This window comes from Arthrobacter sp. 05T442, from assembly GCF_056395945.1.
In genome coordinates this window covers 23,692-33,163 of sequence record NZ_JBFTKM010000031.1, presented here as the reverse complement: position 1 = coordinate 33,163, position 9,472 = coordinate 23,692, and the positions used below count along the sequence as shown (strand labels likewise).

The 9,472-nt window shown below is 67.0% G+C and carries 10 protein-coding genes and 1 pseudogene; 7 read left to right on the top strand and 4 right to left on the bottom strand.

What is annotated here, in order from left to right:
* Window positions 1-340, top strand: a pseudogene (locus AC1DES_RS18500) (hypothetical protein); the annotation flags it as partial.
* Window positions 341-506: 166 nt separating this feature from the next.
* Here AC1DES_RS18500 and AC1DES_RS18495 read toward each other — a convergent pair.
* Complete coding sequence (locus tag AC1DES_RS18495) at window positions 507-1,580, bottom strand: DNA polymerase IV (protein ID WP_476897165.1); 1,074 nt, start codon at window positions 1,578-1,580, stop codon at window positions 507-509.
* A 209-nt stretch (window positions 1,581-1,789) separates the two neighbouring features.
* On the opposite strand from AC1DES_RS18495, the gene AC1DES_RS18490 reads away from it, so the two are divergent.
* Both AC1DES_RS18490 and AC1DES_RS18485 read left to right on the top strand, forming a co-directional pair.
* Window positions 1,790-2,254: a PASTA domain-containing protein gene (locus tag AC1DES_RS18490; RefSeq protein ID WP_476897164.1), complete on the top strand. Its 465-nt coding sequence runs from the start codon at window positions 1,790-1,792 to the stop codon at window positions 2,252-2,254.
* A 294-nt stretch (window positions 2,255-2,548) separates the two neighbouring features.
* Window positions 2,549-3,673: an EAL domain-containing protein gene (locus AC1DES_RS18485; protein WP_476897163.1), complete on the top strand. Its 1,125-nt coding sequence runs from the start codon at window positions 2,549-2,551 to the stop codon at window positions 3,671-3,673.
* 102 nt (window positions 3,674-3,775) lie between these two features.
* Here AC1DES_RS18485 and AC1DES_RS18480 read toward each other — a convergent pair whose 3' ends face one another.
* Window positions 3,776-4,192: a nuclear transport factor 2 family protein gene (locus AC1DES_RS18480; RefSeq protein WP_476897162.1), complete on the bottom strand. Its 417-nt coding sequence runs from the start codon at window positions 4,190-4,192 to the stop codon at window positions 3,776-3,778.
* A gap of 244 nt (window positions 4,193-4,436) precedes the next feature.
* On the opposite strand from AC1DES_RS18480, the gene AC1DES_RS18475 reads away from it, so the two are divergent.
* On the top strand, window positions 4,437-5,192 hold the full coding sequence (locus tag AC1DES_RS18475; RefSeq protein ID WP_476897161.1) for a DUF998 domain-containing protein: 756 nt from the start codon (window positions 4,437-4,439) through the stop codon (window positions 5,190-5,192).
* Window positions 5,193-5,287: 95 nt separating this feature from the next.
* Window positions 5,288-5,464: a CsbD family protein gene (locus AC1DES_RS18470; RefSeq protein WP_476897160.1), complete on the top strand. Its 177-nt coding sequence runs from the start codon at window positions 5,288-5,290 to the stop codon at window positions 5,462-5,464.
* A 79-nt stretch (window positions 5,465-5,543) separates the two neighbouring features.
* Here the strand turns inward: AC1DES_RS18470 and AC1DES_RS18465 are convergent, their stop codons facing one another.
* A complete protein-coding gene (locus tag AC1DES_RS18465) occupies window positions 5,544-6,098 on the bottom strand; it encodes a methyltransferase family protein (protein WP_476897159.1) in 555 nt (184 codons plus the stop codon).
* On the bottom strand, window positions 6,095-7,171 hold the full coding sequence (locus AC1DES_RS18460; protein ID WP_476897158.1) for a hypothetical protein: 1,077 nt from the start codon (window positions 7,169-7,171) through the stop codon (window positions 6,095-6,097). Before AC1DES_RS18460 ends, AC1DES_RS18465 begins: the two co-directional genes overlap by 4 nt.
* A gap of 250 nt (window positions 7,172-7,421) precedes the next feature.
* On the opposite strand from AC1DES_RS18460, the gene AC1DES_RS18455 reads away from it, so the two are divergent.
* On the top strand, window positions 7,422-8,360 hold the full coding sequence (locus AC1DES_RS18455; protein ID WP_476897157.1) for an ABC transporter ATP-binding protein: 939 nt from the start codon (window positions 7,422-7,424) through the stop codon (window positions 8,358-8,360).
* Complete coding sequence (locus tag AC1DES_RS18450) at window positions 8,357-9,466, top strand: ABC transporter permease (protein ID WP_476897156.1); 1,110 nt, start codon at window positions 8,357-8,359, stop codon at window positions 9,464-9,466. The genes AC1DES_RS18455 and AC1DES_RS18450 overlap by 4 nt, the downstream gene beginning before the upstream one ends.
* Window positions 9,467-9,472 lie beyond the last annotated feature (6 nt).

Sequence of the window (9,472 nt, the reverse complement as noted above, 5' to 3'; positions counted from 1 at the left end):
CCCCACCACCCACACCAACGGCCAAGGACTCTGCGAAGCCTGCAACCACACCAAGGAAACCCCCGGCTGGAGCAACAGAACGGCAACCAATCCGGGTGCCACCGGCAGCACCAGACACACCGTCCAGATCCAAACCCCCACCGGCCACACCTACCACTCCACCGCACCACCCCTCCCGGGAACACCCCTCGGCCGAGCACACTCACCCGGCCTGAACGTGACCGACCCGCCCTCTCCAACGACCGACCTAACGCAGCAAGACAACCGCCACCGGCGCGCGCTCCGGCACCACGCCAAAACCCTCAAACGCGCCCGGACCCGCATTCCGGCAGCGGCTTGAGTCGCACACCACGTTCCGGGCACGTAAAAGACCACCCGCCGATCCGGAGATCTGCGGGCGGTCTTGGAATGCGGCGGCGGCAGGACCCGTGGAAGAGCAGTACCTGGCTGGGCAGTATCTGGCTAGGCAGTGTCCGGCTCAGGGAATCAGGCCTTTGGCGGCGACGTCACCAACCGCCGCGTGTCGGCGTATGTCCTTTTCGGGCATCGTCGGGCATTGCCATTTCGGCCCGCAGGCCTAGGAGTCGGATCGGACGGCCCGCTTCGATTCCGGCTGCGAGGTCCAAGGCACCCGCGAGGATTTCGTTCCGGTCGAATGTCTCGGGAATCCTTCTCGCGTGGGTCTTGGTGATGAACGGAGCGTACCGAACCTTGAGGGTCAGCCCAATCACGGGCCGCCCTTCGGCCACAACATCCTCCAGGACACGCGCTGTCAGCTCCCTCACGGCGCCGTCCACCTGGGCGGGCTCAGTCAGGTCCCGCTGGAAGGTGGTCTCCCGGCTATGCCCGCGGGCAACCCATGGAGTGTCATCCACCACGCTGGCGCCGTCCCCGCGTCCGAGTTCCGCGTACCAAGGACCCATCTTGGGGCCGAACTCCGGGACCAGGCCTTGGGGGTCGGACGCGGCGAGCTCGGCAACTGTGTTGATGCCGAGTTTGGCCAGCCGGCCTGACACTTTGGTTCCGACGCCCCACAGGTCCTTGGTGGGCCGGCTGCCCATGACGTCGAGCCAGTTCCCGGAAGTGAGACGGAAGACGCCGGCCGGTTTGCCGAAACCGGTGGCGACCTTGGCTCGGACCAGGGTGTCGCCGATGCCCACGCTGCAATGCAGCTGCGTTCGCTCCAGGACAGCGGCCTGCACCTGACGGGCGTAGGCTTCCGGATTCTCCGTCTCAATACCCACAAAGGCTTCATCCCAACCCAGCACCTGCACGGTGGCGCCGGGCTGCGCGCGCAGGGTAGCCATCACCGTTTCAGACGCCGCGAGGTAAGCCTCCTGATCGACGGGCAGGATCACAGCGTCGGGCACTTTCCGGGCCGCAATGCGTAGCGGCATTCCGGAACCCACGCCGAACGCCCTGGCTTCGTAGGATGCGGTCGACACCACAGCTCGTTCCGTCGGGTCGCCCCGACCTCCGACAATGATCGGCTTGCCCGCAAGCTCCGGCCGCCGGAGCACTTCGACCGCCGCGATGAACTGGTCGAGATCGACGTGCAGCACCCACCGGATTCCGCTCACGCCACCAGTCTGCCCTAAACATCCCTGGCAAGCATCGGCTCTCCACCCAGCTTGGTCGCAGAGCCTGCGGCCTCCTGACCTTGCCGGGGTCAACATCGCACCACTCAGGGTTCGCCAAACGCCACAGGCCAGAGTGGGACGGCGTCCGGCCGGCAGTGGGAGGCACCGCACCCGCCAGGTAGCTTCCTTGGGCGAAGGACGTTCCGGAGATGGTTGAACTGGCGACGCCCCCGTACGGCCCAACATTGCCCGTGCGTGCAATGGGGCAGACAATGCCGACAGGAGGAAAAATGCCGGACGGACCCCAAGACGAAAAACGAGCCGCCGATCTCGTTATCGTCCCCGACGTTGTTGGGGAGCACTTCCTCCATGCGCGGGAAATAGCGCAAGCGGCCGGCCTGACTCTGGCGAATCCTGATCCGGATGGGCCGCCAATCAGCTCGATCGCATGGCCCAGGAATCCGATCATCCAGAGCCAGTCACCTGCGCCAGGTAGCGTATTGTTCCGGAACGACTCGCTCCGAATATGGCTGCGCTCGGATCTCGAACCCGGCATGGCCCGGAAGCTCGAGACTCCGCCGCCGTCGATTGACGGATACCATGCGACGCCGGAAGGCCCGGTTCAAACCGTCGAGCTCAACAGCGACAGCTCGCCAGAGGAATCGGCCCCCTGACGGTTGGCAGCTCAGCTTGCGCATGGAATACCCCACCCATCCAGCGGTAGGGCGCGGTAGGCGCCGGGTGAGCGCCGGTAGGCCGCCGTCGGCCGCCGGCGAGGGCAGGAGGCCGCCGCTACTGCGGCAAAAGTGCGGTAAAACTGCCGCATTCCTAAGGGTCGCAGGCCTCGAACCCGTCATACGGTGTGTCCACGGCCTCCCGCCTCGCCACAACGGAGCGAACCCCGGACGAGGGTAGGCGGCAGGCCGGTTCCGGGCTCAGCCGGAGCGTGTCGAACAAAGGAACAGCCAGTGACGTTGGAGCCGTCTTCCACGCCAGAACGCGATGCTGACCACCAGCCGGAGGGCCCGGCATCCGCCGCGGCGCGTCCCGTACAGGGTGCGGGGATCCGCCGGCAAGTCTCCGACATCATCGCTGCCGTGCTCTCTGACCCGTCCCCCGATCAGGCCCAGGTCCGGGATCAGCTTCGCAAGCACCTCGCTGATCATCCCGATAATCCGGAGAGGGCGCTGGTCGACCACCTGACGGAGCTTCAGGCCCGGGCATGGCTCTCTCGCGACGCTGGGGATGCGGACGCGGGACACCCGTCCACCCGTCCGGGCTCACCGCGGCCGGCAGGAACGTCGACGGGTGAGGGCCCCGACGCACGCTCGCGGATCGAAGCGGTACTCCAGGGCCGGCTGCTCGTGACAGCCTTTCAGCCGATCCAAGACCTCTCCACCGGCGCTGTCGTCGGGGCCGGGGCGTTGACGCGCTTTGTCACGGACGGGCACTCCGCGGACCACTGGTTCGCCGAAGCCGCACATGCGAGCCTCGGCGGCGATCTTGAGTTCGCGGCCATGGAATCCGCGCTCGCCGCTGCAGAGAACCTCCCGGCCCACCTCTACGTCACGCTCAAGTTGTCACCGCCCACCTGTTTGGATCCGCTCCTGCCCGACCTGGTGCTGCAATCCGGACTATCCCCAAGCCGCGTCGTCCTTGAACTCACCGACCCACCGACCGCCGAGCAGGCCGACGCCCTTCTCGGGCCGCTGATTCCGCTTCGCAATCAGGGCGTCCGGCTCGCTGTCGGGCACTCGGGCTCCTACCCAGGGTCCGTCCGCCATATCAACCTACTTCGGCCCGACATCATCAAGCTGGACCGCAACCTCATCGAAGGCATCAGCACGAACGCCCTGCGGCACACCGTCTGTGAATCCCTGATATGGATCGCAGACCAGATCGGCGCGCTCATTATTGCGGAAGGCATCGAAACCGGGGCGGAGCTTGCTACTCTCAGGGCGCTTGGCATCCGAACGGGCCAAGGCTATTTCCTCGGCCGGCCCACCACACTCCCGGAGGACTGGGGCGTGTGGGAAGGCCAGACCGGTAAGATCACTTCGCTGGGGAATCCCGACGGCGGCTCGCGGTCCTGACTGCCCGGGCGGCAGAGGCACGCATATGCCCGGTCCGCTGCAGCAATCGCCCCGAGCGCAGCTACGCTTCAGCCCTCGCGGGCCGCGCGCAACGGCTACGCTTCAGCCCGCGCGGCCCGGCGCGCGGCCCGACAGGGCCTGCACCGTCTGCTCGATACCCACCGCCTCGCGTTCGACCTCCTCCATATAAAGCCTGCCGGCAGTGATGAGGTTGTCCTCCACGTCGAAGAGAGTGACCCCGCGGAGGCCGAATGGCTGCCCGTCAGCACGGTTGCCGGACCAGGTCCATTCGCTCCAGGTCGTGTTCCCGGCCTCGGCGGAGCGGACCAGTTCTGCATGGAAATCAGGAACTCCGGCGAACATCGCAGCCCAATTGGCGTGCATCTGTGCCCTGCCGACAAAGGCCCTGGCAGGGTGGGCTGGCTGCTCGCTGCGGTAATCCTTGTGGAACAGTGCCGCTGCGGCTTCAAGGTCGTGTGCGTTCATTGCCGCCGCCAACCGGTCAATAACTTCGCTCATCAAAATCGCTCCATTCCGGTCGGGGCAAGGACGGGGCAGGTATATGAAGCCCGCGCCCTCCGACGCCGTTCCGCACCCAAGCGGGACCGGCAGTCCAATGATGGACCCGCAGAACAGCCGAACACCAGTGCAGTCGTGGTGCCGTGGCCGGCGGGGCATGAGGCTCTGGCGCCCACCCCGCTTCCCGGGCCATCCTGAACCCAAGGGCGCCCTCAGTTCCTCTGTGGCGCCGGGGAGGCCAGCAATGTCCGGAATCAATGTGCGGCCGGCGCCTGACGGCCCGTCCGGCCGTGTCCCGAAGGCCCTGCTTGTGTGCGGAATCCTGTCATCGGCGCTCTGGCCGGCGGCGAGCGAGGTGCTCGCCGCGGTGCTCTATAGGGGCTACAGCCCGTTCGACCAGGCCGTGAGCGAGCTGACGTCGATCGGCGCTCCGACGAGGGGCCCTCTCATCGTGGAAGGCTTCATCTATGAGGCCCTGGTCATCGCGTTCGGTATCGGGGTGTGGCTCTCTGCCCAAAAAAAGAAGGCGCTGCGCGTGACCGGCGCACTCCTCGTCGCATACGGCGCGGTGGGTCCCCTGTGGTTGCCGTTCCCGATGACGGCCCGTGAGGACATCAGGCCCGCGGCCGCCATGGCCTTGACCGACGCCATGCACATCACCCTCGGTGCCGTGGATGCGCTGCTTTACCTTGCGATTCTGGGATTCGGCGCAGCGGCCTTCGGCAGGCGGTTTCGGCTGTACTCGATCCTGACAATCGCCGTTGTCCTCGGCTTTGGCGCGTGGACAAATTCCTACATCCCTGCGGTTGCCGCGGGCGTACCGACGCCCGGGCTGGGTGTGGTGGAACGCATCATGCTGGGTGCGTTCCTGGTCTGGGTCGTGGTGCTGGCAGGAATCCTGCTGCGCCGGAGTTCCGAGGATTCCGGCGCCGCTCCCACGGCGCCGTTCCCACGGCGCCGGCCCGGCCGGCGTCGGACGGGTTCTCTCCCCGAAGGCTGAAAGAAGGGTACCTTCACGGCGCGTCCGTTCCTACAATTAAGTGTCGGTTCAGCGGTATTCACGCCGCACAGAGCCACGGATAAGGGAGGACCATCATGGGTAGGGGTGACAGGATCCACAACACTGCCGAGAAACTTCATGGCAGAGGCAAGGAAGCAGCCGGCCGGGCCACCGGCAATGATCGGCTCAAGGCCGAGGGCAAGGCACGCCACTTCCGGGCCGATTTGAAGCAAGCCGGCGCCAAGATCAGGGACTCATTCAGAAGGCACTGATCCTCGTACCGAATCTTCGTAGCGACAACCAGGGTGCGGCCCCGTCGGGCCGCACCCTCTCGTATGACCCCAGGGGCTGTTACTCCGGAGGCCCTGACGCCGGCCCTGCACGCCAGGGCGTGAGCCTGGGCAGCCAGCGCGGTACGTTTTCGCGGTAGATCTCATACTCAGGACCGAACTTACGAGCCAGGCTGGGCTCCTCATGAAGCATGACAAATGCAACGACCGGGACGGCACCCGCGGCGGCAAGACCAAAAAGCCTCGGCTGCCCAAGCACGAGGCCCTGTCCGCTGATCGCAGCGGCGAGGGCACAATAGATGGGGTTCCGCACGAAGCCGTACCAGCCACCGACCACCAAATGCTTCGTCTGCGCAAAGGGCGCCGGGGTACCCAGTCCCTCGACGGCGAACCGCACAAAGGAACTTGCGATCACCGCGGCGCCCGCGCCGATGAGCACGACGCCGGCGCATTGCGCGGGCAGTCCGCCCGGCACCGGCCGCCTCACCTTCCAGCGCGTCAACATCCACGGAACGAGACCGGCCGCCGTCGCCGGTGCCACGGCGAACACCGCCGTGCCAATGGCCGCGCGTCTCTTCTCACGCGCCGATTCGCCGGACGCTGCCATGCTGGTCATAGTGGACCTCCCGCGTGCGATACTTCCGGGCGCTGCATGCTCCTGGAGTTCCAGGAGCTAACGAAGGCGAGTCCTGCGGCCACTGCCGAGCTCAGCACAATGGCTCCAAGCCACATCGATACAGGCCACCCAATCCCCGACACCAACGCAATGCCGGCCAGCTGGCCTGTCCAGATAAGCGCCGCCAGCACCGCACTGACCGCCGGCAGCCGGCGGCCGGTCACGGGCCCGGCCCTTCGGGCAAGCGCGACGTCCACGACAACCGCGGCTACCGTGGCCCCTGCCGCGCCGGCGGCCGCTGCCGGGCGGAACCCCGACATCGCCAGGGGCAGCCACGCCACGACGGCGACCAGGATGGTGGCGATGCCGCGCGGCGGACGTCGGGTTCCGGAGAAGGTGTAGAGGAAGGGGGCGCTGATGAGCGCCGTGGTCACCAGGTAGCTGGCCATGCCGATCGCCGCGGGCAGCTCCGCCTGGGTGTGGCCGGGACTGCCGATCGGCGTCGGGACGTACGGGACCGCCGGCCCCGTCCGGACGAAGGCCGAGCAGTAGATGAGGAAGAAGGCGCCCAGGCCGGTCATGAGGGCGACAGCCAGCAGGGCCGGCGGCGTCCACACGAAGGCGGCCGACCGGCTGCGGGCCCGCGCACTGCGGACACCGGTGCCGAGAATGAGGAAGAGGCTGAACCCGAGCAGCAGGTGGGTGGGGCTTACCAGCGCGTCGAGCGAGACTTCGATGCCCAGGATCTCATGCCATGCCAGATCCAGGACGCCGGCGACGGCGAAGAGGACGACTCCGACCACCGTGCCCCCGTAACCGGCCGGTATCGCACGGGCAAGCGGCTGCCCGGGCTCCCGGTTCCTCCAGATCACCGTGGCCGTCCACGCGGCCATGGCAAGGAGGCCGGAATAGAGAGCGGCGTGCCACGGGGTGAAGAACGTCTCCAGCCCGGGAACGTGCAGGTGTGCCCAGCCGTCCAGGAAGACCGCCAGGAGCAGCCAGATGCCCAGCAGTTGTGTCACCAAATCCCGCCCGACGCCGGCCCTGAGAGCCGGGACTGCCGTGTCAACCATGGTCGTTCTCCTCGCACTCCGAGGACCGCCGTCGGCGGTCCGGCGCCGCCCGACGACGGGCCGCAGGCCGACTAGTTAAAGCTTGGACCCCGCCGGGTCCAACCGCCAGAGCGCGGGCTCCGCGGGAGACTTCGAAGCGGAAGAGCGGCCCGCTTGTGTTTTGTTCGGCGCAGCCCCATCATTGAGCCGTGGCGCCGCCCGCCGAGATTGCACGCCGGTCCCTGCGCCTGTGGTCCAGGGAGGTACTGGCATGACCGAAACGGCCATCGAGCTCACAGAGGTCACCAAACGGTTTGGCTCCTTCACCGCCATCGACGGCCTCAGCCTGCAGGTCGGGCGCGGGGAGATCTTCGGCCTGCTCGGGCCCAACGGGTCCGGCAAGACAACCACCATTAACATGATCAGCGGCCTGAGCCGGCCGACCTCCGGCGGGGTCACGGTCCTTGGCATCGACATGCTTGCGGATCCGCGGAGGATCCGGCGCTCGCTCGGGACGGTGCCGCAGGAGAACGCCCTCTACGAGGAGCTCACAGCAGAGGCCAACCTCCGGTTTCACGCCGACCTCTTCGACGTGCCCCGGCAGGGCCTCGAGAAGCGGATCACCTCATTGCTTGAGCTGGCGCAGCTGGAGGAGCGGCGGAAGAGCCGCGTCTCCACCTTCTCCGGCGGCATGAAACGACGCCTGGCCCTGGTCCGGGCGCTGCTCCACGACCCCGAACTGCTCTACTTCGACGAACCCGCCCTGGGGGTCGATGTGCAGAGCCGGCGCGCGCTCTGGGACCGGATCCTCGAACTCAAGGAACGCGGAACCACCGTGCTCATCACCACGAACTACCTCGAGGAGGCGAACGTCCTCTGCGACCGGCTGGGCATCATCGATCGCGGGCGCCTTGTGGCGCTCGATACGCCGTCGAACTTGCGCCGCAGTTTCGGGGACACGGTCCTCGAGATGCGCACTCGGCCGGCACCTACGGAGGACATCGTTCGGAAAGTCCGCGCGCTGCCAGGCGTGGTCTCCGCTGTCGCGTCCAACGGATCGCTGAAGGTCACCGTGGAGGGCGGCGCCGACGTCACCGGCAAGGTCGTCACGGCGGTGGTCGAATCCACGAACCTCGAGGAAATCCAGAGCCGCGAACCGAGCCTGGACGAGGTCTTCCTGAGCCTGACAGGCACGGCGCTCCGGGAATGAGCCTCCGCCACAGCCTGCGGGTGGTCCGGGCCGTGGCGGCAGCGGATATCCGCCTCACGCTCCGCGAACCGCTGTTCGCGATAGCCGGCGTCGTGATCCCGATCAACTTCCTGCTGCTCTTCCTTCTCTTCGCGGTCAGCGGGGGCCAGGCGCCGATCGCAGTGGTGATGAAGACCCAAGGACCGCTGGCCGAACAATTCGTTCAGGCCATGACCAACTCGCAGTCGTTCATCATCCATACGGCTTCCCCGGCCGACGCGGAGCGTGAGATCCGTGCGGGCACCGTCGTCGCCGTCGTGACAGTACCGGAGGACTTCGATGCCGCGCTCACCGCCGGGACACGGGTGGACATCCCGGTTGAGGTCAATAACCTCAACGTCGATTTCACCAACGACATCCGGCGGGCGGTGCCGCTCTCGATCACGTCCTTTTACGCCGATGCGTTCCCTGACCAGGTCGTCGTGCGTGCGCTTGAGTCCGACGTCCAGGAGCACGACACAGGCTACATTCCCTACCTCGCTGTCAGCATCGTAGTGGCGGGCCTGATGCTCTCCTCGATCCTGCAGGGCAGCGTCAACGCCGCGCGGGATTACGAATTGGGCACCGTCAAGGAACTGGCACTGGCGCCGGTGAGCCGGCTGGCGATCGGGCTGGGAAAAATGCTCGGCGCAGCCGCGCTCACGGCAGCGTCGGCACTGCTGGTGCTGGGCGTCGTGATCGTGCTGATCGGGGTGCACCCGCTCCATCCCTTGGAGGTGCTCGGGTTTGGCCTGCTGATGATCGCGGCATTTCTTGCCCTCGGGGTTCTGGCCGGGACGCTGGTCCGCCGCCGGCAGCAGGCGATCCCGCTCGCCATCGCCAGCGTCCTGCCGCTGTTCTTCCTGAGCGGGCCGTTCGGGCCGGCAAACTGGCTCGGCGCTGTTCCGGGCGCGATCGCGGCCGTGTCCCCGCTCACCTATGCGATCGCCGCGTTCCAGCATGCCTTCCACGGCTACCAGACGGCCACCCAGGACCTGACCGTCGACACGATCGTGCTGGCCGGTTTCACGCTGGTGACGGTCTCGCTCACGGCATTTGTTTTCGGCCGCCGGGGGGTCGCACACTGATGGCGG